Below are 21,219 nucleotides of genomic sequence, written 5' to 3' on the forward strand. Positions count from 1 at the left end.
CAGCTGCCGAGCAACGCGAGGCTGCGTTCGGCGACGAAGTCGTCGTAAAACCAGCGCGTGCAGTACACCTGAAACACCGCGCTGGCTGATTTCACGACTGCTTCGCAGCCGAACGCAGCCTCGCAGGCCCGACAGCTGCTACAGTCTCGCGCATGAATTTCATTGTTCGTCGTGCCCAATTTTCCGACGCCACAGCCCTCCCCGCCATCGAGCGTTCAGCGGCTGGGCTGTTTCGTTGTGACCCATCACTGGCGTGGCTCGCGGATGCTGCGGTGCCTGGAGCCAAACACCATCAACAGATGATCGAGACGGACGATGTTTGGGTGGCACAATCGGCCGATGGCGTACTGGCGGGATTTATCAGTGCGGTTGAAGTCGACAACGAACTGCATATTCAGGAACTGTCCGTCAGCCAACACTTTCAGGGCCGCGGCGCTGGGCGGAAGTTGCTGTTAGCGGCCATTGAATGTGCCCGGGATCGAGAACTCCATGGTCTGACCCTGACCACGTTTCGCGAATTGCCATGGAATGAAGCGTTTTATCAGCGTATGGGCTTTGAAACATTGAGCCCGGCTGAAATCAGCCCACGTGTCACCACCGTATTGAAGGATGAAATCGTCCACGGTTTACCCGGTGAGCGGCGGTGTGCGATGCGTTTCAGGCTTTGATCGAGCCTTTCATGACGAAAACCCGCGCCGTGGCTCTGGACTGATGCTCACGGTGATTGCATCAAACAAATAAAAACACCCACATCCTACCTGATACTCGGAAACCCCCTACATCTGCGCTTCGGCGATTTCAATAAGGTGCCCCTCCGACGAAAGGAGTGGCACCTACATGGCCAATCACGGCTACATGACCATCACAGGCAAAACCCAAGGACTGATCTCGGCAGGCTGTTCAACTCAAGAGTCAATTGGCAATAAATGTCAGTCGGGACACACCGACGAGATCATGGTGCTTTCGTACAGCCATAACATGGCCAATATCGGAAATATCAACAAGCCTACACACAGCCCGCTCATTATCACGAAAAATGTCGATAAGTGGTCTCCGTTACTCGCTCAAGCGCTCTCAAGCAGAGAAGAGATTAGCTGTGCAATCAGCTTCTATCGTGTTTCCGCCTATGGCTTTCAAGAGAAGTTTTTCACTGTCGAAATCGAAGGCGGCATCATTGCCGACCTGACACTTGATATGCCTCATGTCGTTTTACAGAACGACGTCGAACCCCAAGAACACGTTGCTATTCGTTATCGCGAAATCACATGGCGACACCATCTCGCGGGAACGAGTGGGCACGGTTCATGGGGGAATAACGAATGGGACAGCTAAAGGATCGCTGCGAAACGGGTAGTTGTGATTATTGGGCAGTCAGTAAAGCGGCGGGTAACTTGACGAGTCAGGCCTGCACGCTGTCTGCCCGCCATATCAAAGATGGGACGTTACGGTTGCAGTTCAATCGTGAGGTGTCTTACTACGCGAGGGGGATTGTTAATGATGTGGCGCAGGGGCGAAAGAGCGCTGATCAGGGATTGAAGGAAATAAAGAACGAACAAAACAGTTTGCTCAGCCAGTCGTGGGAAGTAGCGAAGAAAGGTGCGGGCGTGGTCGCTGGGGGAATTCAGATCTTGACAGGAGCAGGGGTTTGCTATGGATCAGGAGGCACGTTATGCCTTGTTTTTGGCGGCTCCATGATGCTCCACGGTGTGAATAATATTTATGAGAACGGGCGTAACCTTTTGGAGGATCGCACTGATACGCAGGGGCCAACCCGCAAAGTTTATCAATCGATAGCAAAAGGACTCGGCCAGTCTGAGAGGGAGGGCAATATCGCTTACGCAACCGCTGATATCGCCACGTCAGTTTTTGGGCTTTTTAGGAATACTTTAAAGCCAGATGCATGGCGACTATTTAGATATATAAAAACGGATTATGCGCGCTCCTATAAAAATATGGGACCTGCATCACGAGCCTTGGAGGCGCTTACAAACTACCAGACAACAAAACAAATACTGCAGGAGATCGAAAAATGATAGTCTGGATTTTTCCATTGATTGCGATTCTAGGTCTAACTACGGCGTACTTCCTGAAGATACACCTGTCCGGCGACAACCTGAATCACACCAGACTCTGCTTGGGGCTGGTGTTAAATGCATTATTTGTAATTCCTTATATAGACATTGTCGAAAATAACAAATTCCCAGTTTTAGGTTATCGCCCGGACATAGTTTCAGATAATCCATTTATTGGCTGGATTGCGTTTGCCAGCATTCTTCTTCATTCATTCTCGCTACCTGTAAAATACGAGGTTAAATTTTGGTTCTCGAAAAAATAATAGCGGCGATAATTAGATCGTTTTTTATTATTTCATGCGCGGCCTTTCACACGGCATGGATTCTGTTAGCGCTGAATTACTTCCTTGAAATGGAAGTTGAAACATTTAGAGTGGTCGGAGGCATTTGTTTTGCTGTTGTATTGTTTTATTGTTTCAAGCTTGGGTACAAGGAACTTGAAAAATTTGAAGCCGAATAACAATTTTATACTGCGTAAGCAGGGTTAATCCTACCCTGCCTTCATCACGATTGACGTTAACCACCCACCCTCAAATCAACCTTCAACGCCTGAGCAAACGCCTTCACCAACGGACTGCGCACGGTGTTATGACGCAGGATCAAATTGAATGGCGTGTCGAAGTGAATCGATGTCGGACGCAGCGCTCGCAGTTGCCCTTGGACGACCATGGTGGCGGCGTAATGCTGTGGGAGAAACCCGAGGAAACGTCCAGTCTTGATGAGTAGCGCCACGGCTTCGACCTGGGTGGCGGAGGCGGAAAAGCTGTTGTAGGCGGCGAAATTGAGCTTGTCCCGGTGGATTGCGTAACGGTGATTGACCCACTCGTACTGCTTGAGCACATCTCCTCCGAGTTGTTCGTCGGGCACCTCGAACAACGGGTGTCCGACAGCGCAGTAGGCTTCGGAGCGCTCCTCGTACAGGACGAAGTAATCAAACTCTTCCCGGCGCTGATATACCGGCACAATACCCGCCACCAAGCGACCTTCCACCACACCTCTTTCCACTTCATCCAGTTGCGAGGCTTGAAGTTGGAAACGCACCTTCGGTGACTCTTCATTTATTCGTTTAAGCGCGGCAACTAAAGGTGAACTTTTATCCGTGAGAGTGTTATCAATAACCCCCACACCCAGATCACCAACAAGTTCATTCTGCGCCGAACTAAGCCGATCGCGAAAGTTATCGACAGAGGCAAACAGATCGATGGACGCCTGGTACACCAGACTGCCTTCTTCGGTCAGGTGAAAGCCTTCCCGACCGCGGGTGCACAGGCGCATGCCGATGCGAATCTCAAGGTCTGAGATCTGTTTGCTGATTGCCGCCAGCCCCACATTCAGCTCGTTCTGGGCGGCACTGAAGCCCCCGGCCTCGACCACGGCCTTGAACACTTTGAGCAGTTTGAAATCCAGGCCACTGAGGGCCAGCGGCGCGCGTTGCACCGTTTTCAGCGGCGGGTTTCCGGAATTGGAAAGTGGGGTTTCCATAATGCTTATTTACCTCTGGCGCCCTATTCAACACTCTGTGTCCAACAACAAAAATAGTGCTGGTAAATAATAATGAACACAGAAAACCAGGCTTGGCAACCGCTAATAATCCCCGTACTTCAGTGCCAACTCACTGATTTCGAACTATTAAAAGCTGACACTTCGATCAGCTCTCGCCCTTTCGCAACTGCCCTCTTGAAAACTGCTTGGCCGAACCACGCCTGAATCATTTCTGGCGGGTGTTCCCGGCTCTGCACATCGATTTCAGTTCGCTTTACCGACGAGGAAAACAACAATGTCTCAAACCACCGACCGTCTCTGGGGTGCACGCTTCAAAAGCGGCCCATCCGAAGCCCTGGCGGCCTTGTCCCGTTGCCCCGAGCGCTACTTTCGCCTCACCCCGTATGACCTCGCCGGTTCCAAGGCGCATGCCCGTGAACTGCAACGCGCCGGGCTGTTGAGCGAGCAGGAAACCCAGACCATGCTCGACGCCTTGGCGCGCATCGGTGATGACTTCCGCGCCGGCAGCATCGCGCCGACCCTGGATGACGAAGACGTCCACACCTTCATCGAGCGCCTGCTGACCGAACGCCTCGGCGCCCTCGGCGGCAAGCTGCGCGCCGGTCGTTCGCGTAACGACCAGACCGCCAACGACCTGCGTCTGTTCCTGCGCGATCACGTGCGCACCCTGGCCGTCGAGGTGCTGGCCTTGCAACAAGCGCTGGTGGATCAGGCCGAGCAACACATCGAGAGCATCTGCCCGGGCTTTACTCACTTGCAACAGGCCCAGCCCATCGTCTTCGCTCACCACTTGCTGGCTCATGCGCAATCGATGCTGCGTGACGTGCAACGCCTGGTGGACTGGGACAATCGCACTTCCCTATCGCCACTGGGCGCGGCGGCCATGGCCGGTTCTGCGATAGCTCGCCTGCCGCAGCAGTCCGCCAAGGAAATGGGCTACAGCGGCGTCTGCGAAAACTCCATCGATGCCGTGGCCAGCCGCGACCACGTCGCCGAGTTCCTGTTCATCGCCAGCATGCTGGGGATCAACATTTCCCGCCTCGCCGAAGAATTCTGCCTGTGGTCGTCGCGGCAATTTCGCTGGGTCGCACTGGACGATGCCTACGCCACCGGCAGCTCGATCATGCCGCAGAAGAAGAACCCGGACATTGCCGAACTCGCCCGGGGCAAGGCTGGCCGGCTGATCGGCAACCTCACCGGTTTGTTGTCTACGTTGAAATCCCTGCCGCTGTCGTACAACCGCGACTTGAGCGAAGACAAGAACGGAGTGCTCGACAGCGTCGACACCTTGCTGCTGGTGCTGCCGGCCATGGCCGGGATGGTCGCGACCATGAAGGTCAACGTTGAAGAGCTGCGTCGTCAGGCCCCGCTCGGTTTCACCCTGGCCACCGAAGTCGCCGACTGGCTGGCCATGCGTGGCGTGCCGTTCAAGGAAGCGCACGAAATCACCGGTGCGCTGGTCCAGGCCTGCGAGAAACACGACATTGAATTGTGGGAAGCGTCCCCGGCGCTGCTGGCCGAGATCGATCCACGCCTGACCGCAGAAGTGCGCGACAGCCTGACCCTCGAAGCTGCCATCGCTGCGCGCAGTGGTTGGGGCGGTACGGCGCCGCAACAGGTGCGCGAGCAGATCGGCCGCTTGAAAACCGCTCTCGCCGCCCAGCAGCAATGGACCGAGAACTATCAGGGTTTCCGTCTCTAACGGCCGCCACGCATAACCCTGTGGGAGCTAGCCTGCTAGCGATTTGGCTCTGTCTGACAACCATTCGCTGATTGACACATCGCAATCGCTAACAGGCTAGCTCCCACAAGGATCTGTGTTGGATTTGAAAGAACAGTTCGGAGAAACAACATGAGCCAGACTCAGGCAGAACGACTCCAGTCGGAGCGAAAACTGGCGGAAAACCAGTTCGATATCACCCAGTACCACCACGTGCCACGGCGTTATTACGGGCGGATTTTCTTCGCCACCGTCATCGTTATTGCGATTCTCGGGCTGGTACGGGCCTTCGCCGAAGGCAAGATCGAGTGGTCGTACATTGGCCAGTTCCTCACCTCGCAAGCGATCATGTGGGGCTTGCTCAACACCATCGTCATGGCCGTGCTGGCGATGGCACTGGGCATCGTCTTCGGGGTGATCACCGCGATCATGCGCATGTCGGCCAACCCGATCCTGCGCTACGTGGCGGTGACCTACACCTGGCTGTTTCGCGGCACGCCACTGATCCTGCAACTGCTGTTGTGGTTCAACCTGGCGCTGATCTTCCCCACCATCGGCATCCCCGGCCTGTTCGAAATGGACACGGTGAGCCTGATGACGCCGTTCGTGGCGGCCCTGCTCGGCTTGAGCATCAACCAGGGCGCCTACACCGCCGAAGTGGTGCGTGCTGGCTTGCTCTCTGTGGATACCGGTCAGTACGAAGCAGCCAAGTCGATCGGCATGCCGCGCCTGCAAGCGCTGCGCCGGATCATCTTGCCCCAAGCCATGCGGGTGATCATTCCGCCGGTCGGCAACGAATTCATCGGCATGGTGAAAATGACCTCGCTGGCGAGCGTCATCCAGTACTCGGAACTGCTCTACAACGCCCAGAACATCTACTACGCCAACGCCCGGGTGATGGAGCTGCTCATCGTCGCGGGTATCTGGTACCTGGCGACGGTCACCGTGCTGTCCTTTGGTCAAAGTCGTCTGGAGCGTCGATTCGCTCGCGGCGCCGGCAAGCGTTCTTGAGGAGCCCAACATGAGAAACATCGTCAAGGCCGTGAGCCTGAACAAGTACTACGACCAGTTCCACGCCCTCAAGGACATCAACATCGAGGTCGAGCAAGGCGAAGTGCTGTGCATCATCGGCCCGTCGGGCTCCGGCAAAAGTACTTTGCTGCGGTGCGTCAACCAGCTGGAAAAGATCGACAAGGGCGGCCTCTGGGTCGACGGCGAACTGGTGGGCTACCGGGTCGTCGGCAACAAACTGCACGAACTCAACGAGTCGCAGATCGCCCGTCAACGCCTGTCCACCGGCATGGTGTTCCAGCGATTCAACCTTTTTCCGCACATGACCGTGCTGCAAAACATCACCGAAGGGCCGTGCCAGGTGCTCAAGCGTTCGCCCAAAGAGGCGCACGAAGAAGCCCTGGAACTGCTCGCCCGCGTCGGCCTGGCCGACAAGCGCGACAGCTACCCGATAGAACTCTCGGGTGGTCAGCAACAACGCGTCGCCATTGCCCGTGCCCTGGCCATGCGTCCCAAGCTGATGCTGTTCGATGAACCCACTTCGGCACTCGACCCGGAACTGGTCGGTGAGGTGCTGTCGGTGATGCGCGATCTCGCGCAAACCGGCATGACCATGATCGTCGTCACCCATGAACTGGGCTTCGCTCGCGAAGTTTCCAACCGCATGGTGTTCATGGACGGCGGGCAGATCGTGGAGGCTGGAAGCCCCGAAGAAATACTAATAAGTCCGCAAAACCCGCGCACCCAAAGCTTCATTTCTGCCGTTCGAACCTAAGCGCCGTTGGCGTAACAACACTCATAAGAGAACGACCATGAAGAACTTCGTAATTCCAGCAGTACTCGCCAGCGTTATGTCTTGCGGCTTCACCTTCGCCGCTGAGCTTCCGACCAGCATCAAGGAGAAAGGTGAGGTCGTGGTAGCGATCATGCCGAACTACCCGCCGATGGATTTCAAGGACCCGGCCACCAATACCCTCACAGGGCTCGACGTAGACCTGGGCAATGCCCTGGCCGAGCGTCTGGGCGTGAAGATCAAATGGCAGGAAACCGGTTTCGAGCAAATGATCAACGCGCTGACCACTGACCGTGTGGACATGGTGATGTCAGGCATGACCGACACCGCCGAACGCCAGGCCAGCGTGACCTTCGTCGACTACTTCACCAGCGGCCCGCAGTTCTACACCTTGCAGAAGAACAAGGATTTCAACGAGATCACCGACCTGTGCGGCAAGAAAGTCGGCACCAGCCGCCGCACCACCTTCCCGGCGGAAATCGCTGAATACAGCAAGGCCAACTGCGAAGCGGCCGGCAAACCGGCCATCGTGGTCGTCGGCACCGAAGGCTCGGCCGATGCCCGCGCCCAACTGCGTCAGAGCCGTATCGACGCGGCGATGCAGGGAAGCGAGACCCTGCCTTACCTCAAGACCCAGGAAAAGGACATGTACAAGACCGTGGGCCTGCCGATCTCTTCGCAGTTCACCGGGCTGGGCGTGAGCAAGAAAAAGCCTGAGTTGAGTGAAGCGCTGAAAGTCGCGTTGCAAAGCATGGTGGATGACGGCAGCTATCAGGCAATCCTGAAGAAATGGGACCTGGAACTGGGCGCGATCAAAACCGTGACCATTAACGCCGGGAAATAAGCATCACCCACTGTAGGAGCGAGCCTGCTCGCGATGAGGCCATGCCAGTCAGCATTGATGTTGAATGACACACCGCTATCGCGAGCAGGCTCACTCCTACACTGGATCGCGGTTGATCACAATTTAGTGGCTAACCGAAAAACCTGTGGGAGCGGGCTTGCCCGCGATGGCGGGTTGACAGGCAACATCAATGTTGAACGTGCAGCCGTCATCGCGGGCAAGCCCGCTCCCACAGGGTCCGGTGTTTACTTATGAATAGTTGGAGAGCCACTGATGTCCTCCTCGCCCCAACCCACCTGGCCCGCCCCGCACAAGGCCTGCCTCGCCCTGGCCTTCGACCTCGATGGCCCGACCGGCGATGCCATGCTCAATGGCTCGATCTGGCGCAAACCCGAATACTTCGGTTTCGGTGGTTACGGTCCTTACCGGGCCTTGCCACGCATCCTCGATCTGCTCGACGAATACCGGATCCCGACGACGTTTTTCGTCCCGGCCTGGGTCGTGGAAAACTGGCCGAAACAGTGCCAGGCGATTGTCGAGCGCGGGCATGAGGTGGCGTATCACGGCTACAAACACGAATCCTTTTACGCCCTGACGCTGGAACAGCAAAAGGACGTGATGAAAAAATCCCGCGAGGTGTTCTGGAAGCACTTGAACATCCGCGCCGAAGGTTTCCGCACCCCGTCCGGCGACTGGCGGGCCGAGACACCGGCGATGCTGGTGGAAGCGGGCGTGACCTATTCCAGCAGCATGCGTGGCGATGACCGGCCGTACCTGGTGAAAGTACCGGGCCATGAAACGCCGCTGGTGGAAATCCCCGGCCGCTGGGAAATGGACGACTACGCCTCCCTCGCCTACACCCGTGCGCCGGACTTCCCTTCCGGACTGGACCGCACGGCCAGCTACGCATTGACGCTGGACAACTGGTGCCGCGAGTTCGACGGCGCGATGAACGAAGGCCTGTGCCTGACCACCTTGTTCCACCCCAAGATCACCGGCAAACCCGGGCGCATCCTGCTGCTGGAAAAACTCTTCGAACACATGCGTCAGCGCAACGACGTGTGGTTTGCCACCTGCCGCGATGTCGCCCAGTGGTGGCTCAAGGAGCATCACCATGGCTGATTCCACTGTCTGGCCCAAAGGTTATCGCTGCGCCGTGGTCCTGACCGTCGATTACAACGACATCCACGGCATCCTGACTCAAGCGCCGGAAGTCGCCGGGCGCGACAAGACGCTGTCGGTCTGGCGTTACGGCACCCAGCGCGGCGTCGACCGTTTGCTCGATCTGTTCGCCGAACTCGGCGTAAAAAGCAGCTGGTGCATCCCGGGTATCGTCGCCGAGGAAAACCCGGAGCACATTCGGGCGATTCAGGCCGGCGGGCATGAGATTGCCTGCGCAGGTTATCGCCATCAGAACTACGACCTGCTCGATCTCGCTGAACAAAGCGCCGAGATCGCCAAGGGATGCGAGGCGCTGACGGCGTTGACCGGCCAGCGTCCGACCGGGTTTCGCCTCCCTGCTGGCAACGGTGCGCCGGGCTTCATCGAAGCGTTGAGGGATCAAGGCATTCGCTGGTCTTCGTCGTGGCGCGGTGATGATTTGCCCTTCGCTCACCCCACGGCTCCCGAAATCATCGAGGTGCCGCTGCACTACGAACTGGAAGACGAGCCCTACTTCGCCTTCAACCTCAGCCCGGCGGTGCCCCCGGCGCAATCGCGCATCGCCTCTTACAGCCACACCCTGGGCAATCTGCAAATGGACTTCGCCGGGTTTCACCGCTTTGGTCTGTGTTACGTGCTGCGCCTGCACCCGGAAATCATCGCCACGCCGGGACGGATTGGCGTGTTGCGCGAATTGCTTCAAGGCATCCAGCAGCACGATGACGTGTGGATCGCCACGGCCGGTGAAGTCGCGCAATGGTGTACGGTTTCGGCAGCACCCGTGACCGAGGATCACCCGGCATCGGTGTATGAAAGGCATTATCGGGATTACCTCGTATGACTGAACGCATGCAGCGCCTGGCGCAGTTCTGCGTCGACACCCGTTTTGAAGACTTGCCGCCGGCCTTGGTGGCGCAAGCCAAGCGGCACGTTCTCGACACCTTCGGCGTGACCCTGGCCGGGGCCGACAGCGAAGTGGCGAAACAGGCACGTCAGATATTTGCAGGTGAAGCCGGCGACACCTTGGTCTGGGGCACCGACCTGCGCGTCGGTGCAGCTCAGGCGGCGATACTCAACGGCATCGCCGCCCATGCCCTGGAACTGGACGATACCGGTGGCTGCGATCACTCCGGCGCGGTGGTGCTGCCGGCGGTCATGGCCGCCGTTTCGATGCAGACGGAACCGGTCAACGGTCGCGAGTTGATTACTGCCGTGGTGATTGGCTACGAAGTCAGCCGTCGCGTGCTTGAAGCCTGCGGCGGTTACTCGGCGCACAACGGCGCTGGCTGGCATTCGACCGCGACCTGCGGGGTGTTCGGCGCCGCGGCGGCCAGTGCGCGAATTCTCGGACTGGACGCCGCGCAAACCGTGTCGGCGCTGGGCATCGCTGGAAGTTTCAGCGGTGGTTTGTGGGCCTTCATTCACGATGGCTCGCAGAGTAAAAAGCTGCACAGCGGTCGCGCGGCTGAAGGTGGATTGCTCGCGGCGCGGTTTGCGCAACAAGGCATCAGCGGTCCGAAGAAGTTGTTTGAGGATGTCTGGGGCGGTTTTCTCAGAACCCTGGCCGGCGTGGCTTCAGACCCGAGCGCGCTCGATGCGGATCTGGGCGTCGTGTGGAAGCTCGCCCGCTGTTCGATCAAGCCCTACGCCGCGTGCCGGGGGACGCATTCGGCGATCGATGCGTTGGGGTTGCTGCTGGATCAACTGCAGGTCGACACCGCTCAAGTTGAAGACATCGAAGTCTCGCTGTGCGGGTTTCTGCAAGACATGTGCGGCGGTCAGGATGTCAGCACACTGGCGGCGGCGCAGATGAGTTTGCCATATGCCCTCTCCGCCCGGCTGGTGCATGGTCATTGCCGGCTGGAGGCTTATGACGAGACACAACGGAGCGATCCGCGGATTGCTCACTGGATGTCGCGCATTCGTCTTGAAGTGGATCCGCAACTGTCAGAGGATGGCGAGCCCGTTATCAGCGTGCGGACCGTGGACGGTCGGCGCGTGAGCCTTTGTGTTGAGGTGCCTTTGGGCGCTCCGGGGAATCCGTTGAGTGATGAGGCGCTGGAGGCGAAGTTTTTCAGCCTGGCGATGCGGGTGATGCCGCGGGCGCAGGCTGGGGAATTGCTCGAACAGTTGTGGCGATTGGATGAGCTGGAGTCGGTTCGCTCTCTGGATCGGTGGCTGACTTGAAACCTGTATTTCCATTGACGCCCCCGTCGCGACTCGGTCCCGCGTCGAACACTACAACATCTAAATAAGGACATTTGCCCCACCGTGGCCACTTACTCGCTCGTAATCCGCCGGTTGATGATCGTCTCGCTGACCATCGTCGTCAGCCGCGCCATCACCAGCCCGTTGCTCACGTTGTTCCTGAGCAACAAGCTCGGCCTCAACCAACAGGATGTCGGTTTGCTGCTGGGCATCGCGGTGTTTATTGCCACCCTGCTCGCGCTCTATGGCGGTTACATCATCGACCGCCTCGAGAAGCGTCGGCTGCTGATCCTCGCCATGCTCTCCAGCGCCATCGGCTTCGTGCTGCTGACCTTCGCCGAAAACCTTTACCTGACCACCGCCACCCTGGTGATCACCGAAACCGCCTCGGCGCTGTTCCTGATCGGCTCGAAGGCGATCCTCAGCGAAAACCTGCCCATGGGCCAGCGCGCCAAAGCCTTTTCGCTGCGCTACACCCTGACCAACATCGGCTACGCCACCGGCCCGATGCTCGGCGTGGTGATTGCCGGTGTGTACCCGATTGCGCCGTTCCTGATTGCCGGCGGCATTGCGTTCTTCAGTATTTTCCTGATGATCGGGATCCCCAGGGACTCGGCTCCGACACCCGCGATCGGCCAGCCCCAGAGTTTTCTCAAGACACTGATCACCCTGAAAAACGACCGCACGCTGATCATGTTCACCTGCGGCTGCCTGCTCAGTACCGTGGTCCACGGCCGTTTCACCCTGTACCTGTCGCAATACCTGCTGGTGACTCACGATTCCAAGCGCGCCCTGGAAACCATGGCCGCCCTGCTCGCGTGCAACGCCATCAGTGTGATTCTGCTGCAATACCAGATCGGCCGTTTCCTCAAGCGCGAACAACTGCGTTACTGGATCGCGGGCGGCACCAGCCTGTTTATCGTCGGGCTGATCGGCTTCAGTCTGGCCGACAGCCTGGTGAGCTGGTGCGTGGCGATGTTCATCTTCACCCTCGGTGAAATGATCATTTACCCCGCCGAATTCCTCTTCGTCGACACCCTGGCGCCGGAAGAGCTGCGCGGCAGTTACTACGGCGCACAGAACCTCGCGGCCCTCGGCGGTGCACTAAGCCCGGTGATTTGCGGATTCCTGCTGATGCACACACCGGCGCCCACGATGTTTTATGCCCTGAGCGCGCTGACAGCCATGGGCGGGTTCCTGTGCTTCATGAGCGGTCGGAGAGTCGCCTTACAGCAAAAATAATGCACTCAAACTGCATTTATATGAATTTGTCAGTATCGGTAATGGACGGCACACTGTGCCCCGTTCCTCCCCCAATAGTTGGAACACCTTCAAGGGCTTTCTGGGTTTCCCAGCTAAGCCTTTTTTTTGCATCGCTTTTTGCTGACGGATCGTTTGCCTCATGTTCGCTCGCTGGTTTCCCGCCGCCATCAACACCCGTCCTTCAGAATGGAGCCGCGCCGCTATCGGCATGTCCTTGGGTACGATGCTCAGCGTCTGGATTTGCGCGCAGGTGTTCGGCATGGAAGTAGCCCAGCATTTGATCGGGCCGTTGGGTGCATCCGCCGTGTTGCTGTTCGCGGTCTCTTCCGGTGCACTCGCCCAACCGTGGTCGATTCTTGGCGGGTACTTGAGCGCCGGCGTCATTTCGCTGCTGATCGCCCACGTACTCGGACGAACCCTCGGCAGCGCCTGCCTGGCGGCCGGCATGGCGCTGGTTCTGATGTGCTGGTTGCGTTGCCTGCATCCGCCAGCCGGAGCACTGGCGCTGCTGTTAGTGTTGGCAGACCCGGCGACGATCGCGCTGGACTGGAAAGCCCTCGGCCCGGTGATGCTCGGCGCATCGACCATGCTGCTCAGCGCCCTGGCCTATAACAACCTGACACGCATTTGTTACCCCAAACGCGCCAGCGAACCGGTGACCAGGGTACCTGCCGATCTTCCGCCGATCGACATCCAGGCCATCACCGCCCAAGACCTGAAACTGGCCTTGGCAGATATGGAAGCGTTCTTCGATGTCACACCGGAAGACCTTGAACAACTGATCAAAATCAGTGAGTTGCACGCCAAACGTCGCAGTATTGGTGAAGTGTTGTCTCGTAGCGCATAGCATCAAAGGGACCGACCGACGGTCTGTGCAGCACCTTGTCTGTCGATAATCTGCGACTACAGTCTCCAATGTACCGCATAGAGTTGTCTGTCTTTCACTACGAAGTCTGGCCCGCCGTAACGTCCAGTAGCGATGACATGGAAGAAGTCTGGCTATGGAGAAACACTCGACAATGTCGAGTGGCGACGCTGCCTTCGCGCTTTGACAGAACCGCACCTCCCAGAAGAAACAACACCTTCGCGTATTTTGCTGTTCGTGATGCTCCGGGTACATGACTCGTACTTGAAGGATTCTGTTGTTCTCTGCTCTGCCAGCCCTCTGCTCTGGTGGTTTCGAAACCGTTTTTTTCGAAATCTACGAGAGGGAAGTCTCATGAGCGATCCACTGCTGAAAATGCTGCAAGGACCCGAGTTCGATCCGCGGATCCGCCATCAACTGCCATTACGCAAATACATGGACCTGACCATCAGGCGCATGCGGGAAATTGTCCAGTCCGGTCTGATCACCAATGACATGTGGTGCGGCCAAACCCGCCAGTCAGACTTCCGGCAAATGATTGAGCGCACCGCAACCGTTGGTGCTTTCGACTACGCGCTGTTTTCCTCGATCGTCGACCACATGATCGCCGGCAACGCGCTGTTTGCTCAGGGTGATGCACTGCAGCTCGCGCGCTACCGTCAGGAAGTCATCGAGATGAGCGCGGTCTATGCCTTTGGCTGTACCGAGATCAGCAGTGGCTCCGACGTGCGCAACCTGCAAACCACTGTCACCTTTGATCCCCTGAATAATTGCCTGACTCTGCACACACCCTCACCCGCCGCCTGCAAATTCTGGATCGGCAATGCGCTGCACGCGGCGCAGGTCGTCATGGTGTTGGCGCGCTTGATCATCAGTGGCAAGGACGAAGGACTGCACTGGTTCCGGGTGGTGATCCGCGAGCAAGAAAATGGCCCGCTGTTGTCCGGCGTCAAGGTCATGGCTTGCGACCCCAAAGGCGGGATCCACGCCAATCAAGTGGCCGGCATTCGCTTCTGTGAGATGAGATTACCGCTGGACGCGATGATGCAACGGCATGCCCGGTTCACCGCTGACGGCCAATTTATCAGCGATGTTCAAAGAGACCAGCGGGCGACCCGCGCCATGGAGACGTTCATTCAGGAGCGTTTGTTTCTGCTGGCGGCGGCTCGTGGCGGCGCGCAGCTGTGCGCTCATTTGGCGTACCGCTTTGTCTGCCATCGCGTGGTCAAAAACGCCGAAGCCAACGAACCCCTCCTGGCCAAACCGCTGATTCGGCAACGGCTGTACGTCGAACAGCTGAAGGCACTCGCGCTGAAGCTTTTGGAGCAAGCCATCCTGTCGCGGTTCGAAGCCATGTGGGATCAGCCGGACAAACGCAAAGAGCTGCATATTCTCGCGGCCATCGCCAAAAGTATCGGCACCTGGATGGGGCTGGACGTGATGCGCATGTGCCGAGAACTCTGCGGTTCTCAGGGATTTCACCATTACAACCAGATCGTCACGCTGTGCATGGATTGCGAAATCAGCATCACGTTTGCTGGCGACAACAGTGTCATGGCCTATCAAGTGGCCAGGGATGCGGTGACCCGACCGCGGTTTGCGTCCCGGCCCACCGCCAACATCGGCCAGCGCATTGAAATGAACATTGTCGAGCAGTGTTGCAGTCCGAGCGAAGTATCACATCGTCAGGCATTGGCCCTGACCTATGCCCGTGCCCTTGATCTGATCATCGCGGAGGTCGAGAGCAATCAGCTGGTCTCGCAGGAAATACTCGAAGACGTTATCAAGGTGTTTGCAACGCCGTTGAGCGAAGGAGGACTGGCCGCTGACAGCGCCGATCTGATTGCTCACGCCACAGAACCCCGGCTTTCCTTGCTGACCACGTTGCTGGAGCCGCCGCAGGAACTGATCAGCGCGCCGATCGATAATCCGCACTACCTCCAGCAATTCACCGCTGCTTTGTACGAGGAGCAGTGAAATGGACATTGAATTGCTGCTCGACTTCACCCGTCGCGAGACAGTCCGAAACCCCTACCCAGCCTATGCCTGGCTGCGCGAGCATCAGCCAGTGTATTGGTGTCCTCACTTCAAGGCTTGGTTCTTGACCCGCTACAGCGAGGTGTTCGCCGCGCAGGCAGACACCGAACGCTATTCCTCGAACCGCATGCAACAACTGGTCGATGCCCAGGTTCCACCGGAAAAGCGCGCGCAACTGGCAACGTTCGTCAGACTCGCGTCCGAATGGATGTACTCGCAGGATGGCAAGGCGCACAAGAGCAGTCGCCATCTGCTGGGCAAAGCGTTCACGCCGCGCGCCATGGAAGCCTTGCGTCAAACCATTCAGGAGATCACCGACGCAGAGCTGTCCCGGCTGGAACCCCAAACGGATCTGATGGCGAAGCTGTTCAACCGCGTTCCGGCGCTGATACTCGCCCATCTCTATGGCATCCCTCGTGAAGACGCGCTAAAGCTCAGGCGCTGGACAGATTGCATCCTGATCTTTCTGGTTGGCAGCCTGGACAACGACTTTGGGCCTGCACAGGCGCTGATAGGCGTTGAAGAGATGTACGCCTATTTCGCCGAGGTCATCGAGCAGCGTCGAAAGCTGCCTGAAGATGACCTGGTCAGCCGGGTACTCGAGGCCAGCATGGAGAGCGATTCGAGCACCAATCAGGTGCTGGCGCAGATCGTCTTCATCCTGGTCGCGGGCTACACCACCAGCGCGGATCAGTTGTGCATCGGCTTTTTGCACCTGCTTGAGCATCCCGATCAGTTTGCAGCCCTGATGGCAGACCTGAACCTGGTTAAACCAGCCATCGAAGAGATGCTGCGCTTCGATTCTGCCGGCTCGTTCAGCCATCGGGTGCTCAACGAAAATGTGTTGATCCATGGCGTTACGATGAAAAAAGGCGATCTGGTTTACCTGATGCGCGCCTCCGCCAATCGTGATCCCGCGAAATTCCCCGCCCCCGACCGTTTCGATATTCGCCGTGAACGCAACGATCACTTGGCGTTTGGTCGGGGGGAGCACTTCTGCATGGGGACCGCGTTGTTCCGCCTCGAAGCCGAAGTCGTTTTCACCTCGCTGTTCAAGCGCTTTCCCGAGTTGAGCCTGATTGCCGACAAACCTGCGATCTGGCGTGACAACAATTTGCAGTTTCGTGGACTGAAATCACTGCCCATTGATCTGGGCAAAGGAGATGGACAATGAAAATCCAACGTGTTTTTTCACAAGCGCCATGGGAGAAAATTGCCGGGTACTGCAGGGCAATTCGGGTCGGTGAGCGGATTTTGATGGGAGGCACCGTGGCGTTCGATGACAAAGGAAAACCCTATAAACCGGGCAATGCGTATAAGCAGACCCTGCGTTGCCTGGAGATCATTGAAGACTCCATCAAACAGCTTGGCGTCGATCGGCGAAGCATTATCGGGATCCGCATCTACACCACCAGCATGAAGTTCTGGCCGGACATTGCCAAAGCGCACAAGAAGTTTTTCAAGGGGCACCCGCCGACTTTGATGTGCCTGGCGGTCAGCGATTTGATCAGTAAAGAATATGTGGTTGAGCTCACCACCGAGGCAACAGCCTGCGAGATAGAGCTATGACGATCCAAAAGCAAGATTCCGCACCCGGCGTGGAAAGTGTCAGAACTGCGTTGCGGGAGTTAATGGTCGTCAGCGTTCGCAACCTATCGATCCAAAGCCACGGTCGAGCGCTCCCCCTGCGGCTGTACACCCCTGCTGGCTCTGGCTCCTTCCCGGTGCTGATGTTTTTCCATGGTGGCGGCTGGGTCACCGGTGATCTGGACACCCACGACGGCTTTTGCCGACACATGTGTGAATGGGCGGGTTGTGCCGTGGTCGCCGTGGACTACGCACGGCCACCGGAGCACGTGTTTCCTGCTGCAGTAGAAGATTGCTGCGCTGCGACCGAATGGGTTGTCGAACACGGCCCGGTCATGGGTCTGGATCCTTCGCGAATGGCGGTGGCCGGCGGCGGCTCAGGCGGTGGAATGGCGGCCGTCATTTGCCAGTGGGCCCTTGCTCGGGGCTCACCACGCATCGTGTTCCAATTGCTGCTTTACCCCTTGCTCGATTGCCTGACGAACAACCCTTCCCACACCGAATTCGCTGAAGGACACGGGCTGACGGCAGAAATGCTCGAATGGTATATCGCGCACTACGTGCCGCCAGACGTATCGCGCGCGGACACGAGGCTTTCGCCAGTGCGGCATGAAAACCTGCAAGACTTGCCGCGAGCGCTGATCATCACCTCTGAGTGTGACGTGTTGCGGGACGAAGGCCGGGAGTATGCGCGTCGACTGACGCAGGCTGATGTGCCGGTTCAGCACAAGGAGTACATCGGGATGCCTCATGGTTTCGTCAACTACCCGGCCCGTTACGATGACGCTAAACACGCGCTGTTGTTGTGCGCTCAAGTTCTGCAAACGCATTTGTTCGGAAAACAGGACTTGATGCGTTCATAAGGCAAAAACGCAAACTGAGCCTGCACATATCCCGGTTGTACATCACAAATTTGCACTGGTACGATCCGGGATCGCTCGCGCGCGAGCTTGTCTATAAAGAACAATAAAAGCAGGGAGTTAGTGATGACTGCTCAGGTTTCATCGAAGGGGACTTCGTCCATGGATGCCACGCAAAACGAAGTGCTGGCCGAGGTTCGCAACCACATCGGTCACCTGACCCTCAACCGCCCCGCCGGCCTCAACGCCATTACCCTCGACATGGTCCGCCTCCTTCAGCGTCAGCTCGACGTGTGGGCACAGGATCCGCAGGTTCACGCCGTGGTCTTGCGCGGTGCCGGTGAGAAAGCGTTCTGTGCCGGCGGCGATATTCGCTCGCTGTACGACAGCTTCAAAAGCGGCGACACGCTGCACAAAGATTTCTTCGTCGAGGAATACGCCCTCGACCTCGCCATTCACCATTACCGCAAACCGGTGCTGGCCTTGATGGACGGCTTTGTCCTGGGCGGCGGCATGGGTTTGGTGCAAGGCGCTGATTTGAGGGTGGTCACCGAGAAGAGCCGTCTGGCGATGCCGGAAGTGGCCATCGGTTATTTCCCGGACGTCGGTGGCAGTCACTTCCTGCCACGGGTTCCCGGTGAACTGGGGATTTATCTCGGCGTCAGCGGCGTGCAGATACGCGCGGCCGATGCGCTCTATTGCGGTCTGGCCGACTGGTATCTGGAAAGCGACAAACTGGGCTCCCTCGACGAGCAACTCGATCAGCTTGAATGGCGTGAAACGCCGCTCAAGGACCTTCAGGGCCTGCTGGCGAAATTCGCGGTGCAACAACTTCCCGATGCACCTTTGAAAGCCCTGCGCCCGGCCATCGATCACTTCTTCGCCCTGCCCGATGTGCCGAGTATTGTTGAGCAACTGCGTGAAGTAACAGTCGCCGACAGCCATGAATGGGCGACGGCCACGGCTGATCTGCTGGAGAGCCGTTCACCGCTGGCAATGGGTGTGACCCTGGAAATGCTGCGTCGCGGTCGGCACTTGAGTCTGGAGGACTGCTTCGCCCTTGAGCTGCACCTGGACCGTCAGTGGTTCGAGCGCGGCGACCTGATCGAAGGCGTGCGCGCCTTGCTGATCGATAAAGACAAGAAACCACGCTGGAACCCGCCGACCTTGCAGGCGCTGGACGCCGAGCACGTCGCAAGTTTCTTCAGCGGTTTTGACCAGAGCGGGAACTGAGCCATGCACGATATCGAATTGAGCGAAGAACAAGTCATGATCCGCGACATGGCCCGGGACTTTGCCCGCGGCGAAATCGCGCCCCATGCGCAAGCCTGGGAAAAGGCCGGCTGGATCGATGACGGTCTGGTGGCGAAGATGGGCGAACTGGGCCTGTTGGGCATGGTAGTGCCGGAAGAATGGGGCGGCACCTATGTCGACTACGTCGCCTACGCCCTGGCAGTGGAAGAGATTTCGGCCGGCGACGGCGCCACGGGTGCACTGATGAGCATCCACAACTCCGTGGGCTGCGGCCCGGTGCTCAATTACGGCACTGAAGAACAGAAACAAGCGTGGTTGCCGGACTTGGCCAGCGGCCAGGCAATCGGCTGCTTCTGCCTGACCGAACCGCAAGCCGGTTCCGAAGCGCACAACCTGCGCACCCGCGCCGAACTGCGCGACGGCCAATGGGTGATCAACGGCGCCAAGCAATTCGTCAGCAATGGCAAACGGGCGAAACTGGCAATTGTGTTTGCCGTGACCGATCCGGACTTGGGCAAGCGCGGCATCTCGGCGTTCCTCGTGCCGACTGATACTGCCGGTTTTATCGTCGACCGCACCGAACATAAGATGGGCATTCGTGCTTCCGACACCTGTGCGGTGACGTTGAGCAACTGCACGATTCCCGAAGCCAACCTGCTGGGTGATCGCGGCAAAGGTTTGGCCATCGCCCTGTCCAACCTCGAAGGCGGCCGCATCGGCATCGCCGCGCAGGCGCTGGGGATTGCACGGGCGGCGTTTGAAGCCGCACTGGCTTATTCGCGGGATCGGGTGCAGTTCGACAAGCCGATCATCGAACACCAGAGCATCGCCAATATGCTGGCCGACATGCACACCCGGCTTAACGCCGCGCGTTTGCTGATCTTGCACGCAGCGCGGTTACGCAGCGCCGGCAAGCCGTGTCTGTCAGAGGCTTCGCAAGCGAAGTTGTTTGCATCGGAGATGGCCGAGAAGGTCTGCTCGTCGGCGATGCAGATTCATGGCGGGTATGGGTATCTGGAGGATTACCCGGTGGAGCGCTACTACCGGGATGCGCGGATCACGCAGATTTATGAAGGGTCGAGCGAGATACAGCGGATGGTGATTGCTCGCGAGTTGAAAAACTATCTTGTGTGACCTTTAAAAGCATCGCGGGCAAGCCCGCTCCCACAGGGTTCTCGGTCGGTCACAAATATCATGTACACCCCGAAACCTGTGGGAGCGGGCTTGCCCGCGATGGCGTCATTGAAAACGCCGCGTTACTTCCCTTGAAACTCAGCTTCACGCTTGGCAATAAACGCCGCCATCCCTTCCTTCTGATCCTGCGTCGCAAACGCCGCATGGAACACCCGGCGCTCAAAGCGCACGCCTTCCGACAGGCTCACTTCAAACGCGCGGTTGACGCTTTCCTTGACCATCATCGCAATCGGCAGCGACTTCTTGGCGATCAACGCCGCGACTTTCAGCGCTTCTTCCAGCAGTTCATCCGCCGGAACGATCCGCGCGACAATCCCGCAGCGTTCTGCTTCTACCGCATCGATCAAACGCCCGCTCAGGCACATTTCCATGGCCTTGGCCTTGCCCACGGCACGTGTCAGGCGCTGGGTGCCGCCCATGCCCGGCAGCACGCCGAGGTTGATTTCCGGCTGACCGAATCGGGCGTTGTCGCCGGCCAGGATGAAATCGCACATCAGCGCCAGTTCACAGCCACCGCCCAGGGCGAAACCGTTGACCGCAGCGATGATCGGCTTGCGGCGGTTGGCCACGCGATCGCTGTCGCTGAACAGGTCGTCGAGGTAGATCTGCGGGTAGGTCAGCTCGGCCATTTCCTTGATGTCAGCGCCGGCGGCAAAGGCTTTTTTCGAGCCGGTCAGCACGATGCAGCCGATGTTCGAGTCAGCTTCCAGACCATCGAGGGCGTGGTTCAGTTCGCTGACGATCTGCGCATTCAACGCGTTCAGCGCTTGCGGACGGTTGAGTGTAATCAGGCCTACGCGGCCGTGGGTTTCCAGCAAAATCGTTTCATACGTCATAAAGATTTCCT

21 protein-coding genes are annotated in these 21,219 nt (G+C 58.2%); 19 read left to right on the forward strand and 2 right to left on the reverse strand.

Annotated elements, in window-relative coordinates; all coding sequences use genetic code 11:
* The first annotated feature begins 152 nt into the window (after nt 1-152).
* The 4 genes from ACYZT8_RS14950 to ACYZT8_RS14965 all read left to right on the forward strand — a co-directional run bounded on the left by ACYZT8_RS14950 (nt 153) and on the right by ACYZT8_RS14965 (nt 2,335).
* A complete protein-coding gene (locus ACYZT8_RS14950) occupies nt 153-668 on the forward strand; it encodes a GNAT family N-acetyltransferase (protein ID WP_461982306.1) in 516 nt (171 codons plus the stop codon).
* A gap of 169 nt (nt 669-837) precedes the next feature.
* Nucleotides 838-1,332 carry an Hcp family type VI secretion system effector gene (locus ACYZT8_RS14955; RefSeq protein ID WP_461982308.1) on the forward strand — a complete coding sequence of 165 codons (495 nt, stop codon included), beginning with the start codon at nt 838-840 and terminating at the stop codon, nt 1,330-1,332.
* Entirely contained in the window at nt 1,320-2,033 is a 714-nt protein-coding gene (locus ACYZT8_RS14960) for a DUF4225 domain-containing protein (RefSeq protein WP_461982310.1), read from the forward strand. The genes ACYZT8_RS14955 and ACYZT8_RS14960 overlap by 13 nt, the downstream gene beginning before the upstream one ends.
* Nucleotides 2,030-2,335, forward strand: a complete 306-nt coding sequence (locus tag ACYZT8_RS14965) for a hypothetical protein (protein ID WP_461982312.1) — start codon at nt 2,030-2,032, stop codon at nt 2,333-2,335. Before ACYZT8_RS14960 ends, ACYZT8_RS14965 begins: the two co-directional genes overlap by 4 nt.
* Nucleotides 2,336-2,588: 253 nt before the next feature.
* On the opposite strand, the gene ACYZT8_RS14970 is transcribed toward ACYZT8_RS14965, so the two are convergent.
* Nucleotides 2,589-3,554 (reverse strand): LysR family transcriptional regulator, encoded by a 966-nt coding sequence (locus ACYZT8_RS14970; RefSeq protein WP_461982314.1) that lies wholly within the window; start codon nt 3,552-3,554, stop codon nt 2,589-2,591.
* 295 nt (nt 3,555-3,849) lie between these two features.
* Between ACYZT8_RS14970 and argH the strand changes: the two genes are divergently transcribed.
* From argH to ACYZT8_RS15045, 15 genes are all read left to right on the forward strand, one after another.
* Complete coding sequence (gene argH / locus ACYZT8_RS14975; protein ID WP_461982316.1) at nt 3,850-5,277, forward strand: argininosuccinate lyase; 1,428 nt, start codon at nt 3,850-3,852, stop codon at nt 5,275-5,277.
* 150 nt (nt 5,278-5,427) lie between these two features.
* On the forward strand, nt 5,428-6,306 hold the full coding sequence (locus ACYZT8_RS14980; RefSeq protein ID WP_056745976.1) for an amino acid ABC transporter permease: 879 nt from the start codon (nt 5,428-5,430) through the stop codon (nt 6,304-6,306).
* 10 nt (nt 6,307-6,316) lie between these two features.
* Nucleotides 6,317-7,081, forward strand: coding sequence for an amino acid ABC transporter ATP-binding protein (locus ACYZT8_RS14985; RefSeq protein ID WP_461982319.1), 765 nt, complete (start codon nt 6,317-6,319; stop codon nt 7,079-7,081).
* 37 nt (nt 7,082-7,118) lie between these two features.
* Entirely contained in the window at nt 7,119-7,943 is an 825-nt protein-coding gene (locus ACYZT8_RS14990) for an ABC transporter substrate-binding protein (RefSeq protein ID WP_461982321.1), read from the forward strand.
* Nucleotides 7,944-8,216: 273 nt separating this feature from the next.
* Nucleotides 8,217-9,065, forward strand: coding sequence for a polysaccharide deacetylase family protein (locus tag ACYZT8_RS14995; RefSeq protein WP_461982323.1), 849 nt, complete (start codon nt 8,217-8,219; stop codon nt 9,063-9,065).
* Nucleotides 9,058-9,945, forward strand: coding sequence for a polysaccharide deacetylase family protein (locus ACYZT8_RS15000; RefSeq protein ID WP_461982325.1), 888 nt, complete (start codon nt 9,058-9,060; stop codon nt 9,943-9,945). The genes ACYZT8_RS14995 and ACYZT8_RS15000 overlap by 8 nt, the downstream gene beginning before the upstream one ends.
* Nucleotides 9,942-11,291: an MmgE/PrpD family protein gene (locus tag ACYZT8_RS15005; RefSeq protein WP_461982327.1), complete on the forward strand. Its 1,350-nt coding sequence runs from the start codon at nt 9,942-9,944 to the stop codon at nt 11,289-11,291. Before ACYZT8_RS15000 ends, ACYZT8_RS15005 begins: the two co-directional genes overlap by 4 nt.
* Before the next feature lie 84 nt (nt 11,292-11,375).
* Nucleotides 11,376-12,554 carry an MFS transporter gene (locus ACYZT8_RS15010; protein WP_461973735.1) on the forward strand — a complete coding sequence of 393 codons (1,179 nt, stop codon included), beginning with the start codon at nt 11,376-11,378 and terminating at the stop codon, nt 12,552-12,554.
* Nucleotides 12,555-12,714: 160 nt separating this feature from the next.
* Entirely contained in the window at nt 12,715-13,422 is a 708-nt protein-coding gene (locus tag ACYZT8_RS15015) for an HPP family protein (RefSeq protein ID WP_461973737.1), read from the forward strand.
* A gap of 372 nt (nt 13,423-13,794) precedes the next feature.
* Nucleotides 13,795-15,417, forward strand: a complete 1,623-nt coding sequence (locus ACYZT8_RS15020; protein WP_461973739.1) for an acyl-CoA dehydrogenase family protein — start codon at nt 13,795-13,797, stop codon at nt 15,415-15,417.
* Between the two features lies 1 nt (nt 15,418).
* Nucleotides 15,419-16,651 (forward strand): cytochrome P450, encoded by a 1,233-nt coding sequence (locus tag ACYZT8_RS15025; protein WP_461973741.1) that lies wholly within the window; start codon nt 15,419-15,421, stop codon nt 16,649-16,651.
* Nucleotides 16,648-17,046: a Rid family hydrolase gene (locus ACYZT8_RS15030; RefSeq protein ID WP_461973743.1), complete on the forward strand. Its 399-nt coding sequence runs from the start codon at nt 16,648-16,650 to the stop codon at nt 17,044-17,046. Before ACYZT8_RS15025 ends, ACYZT8_RS15030 begins: the two co-directional genes overlap by 4 nt.
* The gene (locus tag ACYZT8_RS15035) at nt 17,043-17,927 is read left to right on the forward strand and encodes an alpha/beta hydrolase (RefSeq protein ID WP_461973745.1); all 885 of its coding nucleotides are present in this window, start codon (nt 17,043-17,045) and stop codon (nt 17,925-17,927) included. The genes ACYZT8_RS15030 and ACYZT8_RS15035 overlap by 4 nt, the downstream gene beginning before the upstream one ends.
* 123 nt (nt 17,928-18,050) lie before the next feature.
* Nucleotides 18,051-19,157: an enoyl-CoA hydratase/isomerase family protein gene (locus ACYZT8_RS15040; RefSeq protein ID WP_461973747.1), complete on the forward strand. Its 1,107-nt coding sequence runs from the start codon at nt 18,051-18,053 to the stop codon at nt 19,155-19,157.
* Between the two features lie 3 nt (nt 19,158-19,160).
* A complete protein-coding gene (locus ACYZT8_RS15045) occupies nt 19,161-20,312 on the forward strand; it encodes an acyl-CoA dehydrogenase family protein (protein ID WP_461958984.1) in 1,152 nt (383 codons plus the stop codon).
* Nucleotides 20,313-20,434: 122 nt separating this feature from the next.
* On the opposite strand, the gene ACYZT8_RS15050 is transcribed toward ACYZT8_RS15045, so the two are convergent.
* Nucleotides 20,435-21,208 (reverse strand): enoyl-CoA hydratase, encoded by a 774-nt coding sequence (locus ACYZT8_RS15050; protein WP_461973749.1) that lies wholly within the window; start codon nt 21,206-21,208, stop codon nt 20,435-20,437.
* Nucleotides 21,209-21,219 lie beyond the last annotated feature (11 nt).

This window comes from Pseudomonas sp. LB3P93 (genome assembly GCF_054898025.1).

What these genes read in the sequence shown, in the direction of transcription:
- ACYZT8_RS15040 (WP_461973747.1), top strand. Translation starts at nt 18,051, where the DNA reads ATGACTGCTCAGGTTTCATCGAAGGGGACTTCGTCCATGGATGCCACG.
- ACYZT8_RS14985 (WP_461982319.1), top strand. Translation starts at nt 6,317, where the DNA reads ATGAGAAACATCGTCAAGGCCGTGAGCCTGAACAAGTACTACGACCAG.
- ACYZT8_RS14990 (WP_461982321.1), top strand. Translation starts at nt 7,119, where the DNA reads ATGAAGAACTTCGTAATTCCAGCAGTACTCGCCAGCGTTATGTCTTGC.
- ACYZT8_RS15020 (WP_461973739.1), top strand. Translation starts at nt 13,795, where the DNA reads ATGAGCGATCCACTGCTGAAAATGCTGCAAGGACCCGAGTTCGATCCG.
- ACYZT8_RS15000 (WP_461982325.1), top strand. Translation starts at nt 9,058, where the DNA reads ATGGCTGATTCCACTGTCTGGCCCAAAGGTTATCGCTGCGCCGTGGTC.
- ACYZT8_RS14970 (WP_461982314.1), bottom strand. Translation starts at nt 3,554, where the DNA reads ATGGAAACCCCACTTTCCAATTCCGGAAACCCGCCGCTGAAAACGGTG.
- ACYZT8_RS14980 (WP_056745976.1), top strand. Translation starts at nt 5,428, where the DNA reads ATGAGCCAGACTCAGGCAGAACGACTCCAGTCGGAGCGAAAACTGGCG.
- ACYZT8_RS15030 (WP_461973743.1), top strand. Translation starts at nt 16,648, where the DNA reads ATGAAAATCCAACGTGTTTTTTCACAAGCGCCATGGGAGAAAATTGCC.
- ACYZT8_RS14950 (WP_461982306.1), top strand. Translation starts at nt 153, where the DNA reads ATGAATTTCATTGTTCGTCGTGCCCAATTTTCCGACGCCACAGCCCTC.
- ACYZT8_RS15045 (WP_461958984.1), top strand. Translation starts at nt 19,161, where the DNA reads ATGCACGATATCGAATTGAGCGAAGAACAAGTCATGATCCGCGACATG.
- argH (WP_461982316.1), top strand. Translation starts at nt 3,850, where the DNA reads ATGTCTCAAACCACCGACCGTCTCTGGGGTGCACGCTTCAAAAGCGGC.
- ACYZT8_RS15015 (WP_461973737.1), top strand. Translation starts at nt 12,715, where the DNA reads ATGTTCGCTCGCTGGTTTCCCGCCGCCATCAACACCCGTCCTTCAGAA.
- ACYZT8_RS14965 (WP_461982312.1), top strand. Translation starts at nt 2,030, where the DNA reads ATGATAGTCTGGATTTTTCCATTGATTGCGATTCTAGGTCTAACTACG.
- ACYZT8_RS14960 (WP_461982310.1), top strand. Translation starts at nt 1,320, where the DNA reads ATGGGACAGCTAAAGGATCGCTGCGAAACGGGTAGTTGTGATTATTGG.
- ACYZT8_RS15025 (WP_461973741.1), top strand. Translation starts at nt 15,419, where the DNA reads ATGGACATTGAATTGCTGCTCGACTTCACCCGTCGCGAGACAGTCCGA.
- ACYZT8_RS15050 (WP_461973749.1), bottom strand. Translation starts at nt 21,208, where the DNA reads ATGACGTATGAAACGATTTTGCTGGAAACCCACGGCCGCGTAGGCCTG.
- ACYZT8_RS15005 (WP_461982327.1), top strand. Translation starts at nt 9,942, where the DNA reads ATGACTGAACGCATGCAGCGCCTGGCGCAGTTCTGCGTCGACACCCGT.
- ACYZT8_RS15035 (WP_461973745.1), top strand. Translation starts at nt 17,043, where the DNA reads ATGACGATCCAAAAGCAAGATTCCGCACCCGGCGTGGAAAGTGTCAGA.
- ACYZT8_RS14995 (WP_461982323.1), top strand. Translation starts at nt 8,217, where the DNA reads ATGTCCTCCTCGCCCCAACCCACCTGGCCCGCCCCGCACAAGGCCTGC.
- ACYZT8_RS14955 (WP_461982308.1), top strand. Translation starts at nt 838, where the DNA reads ATGGCCAATCACGGCTACATGACCATCACAGGCAAAACCCAAGGACTG.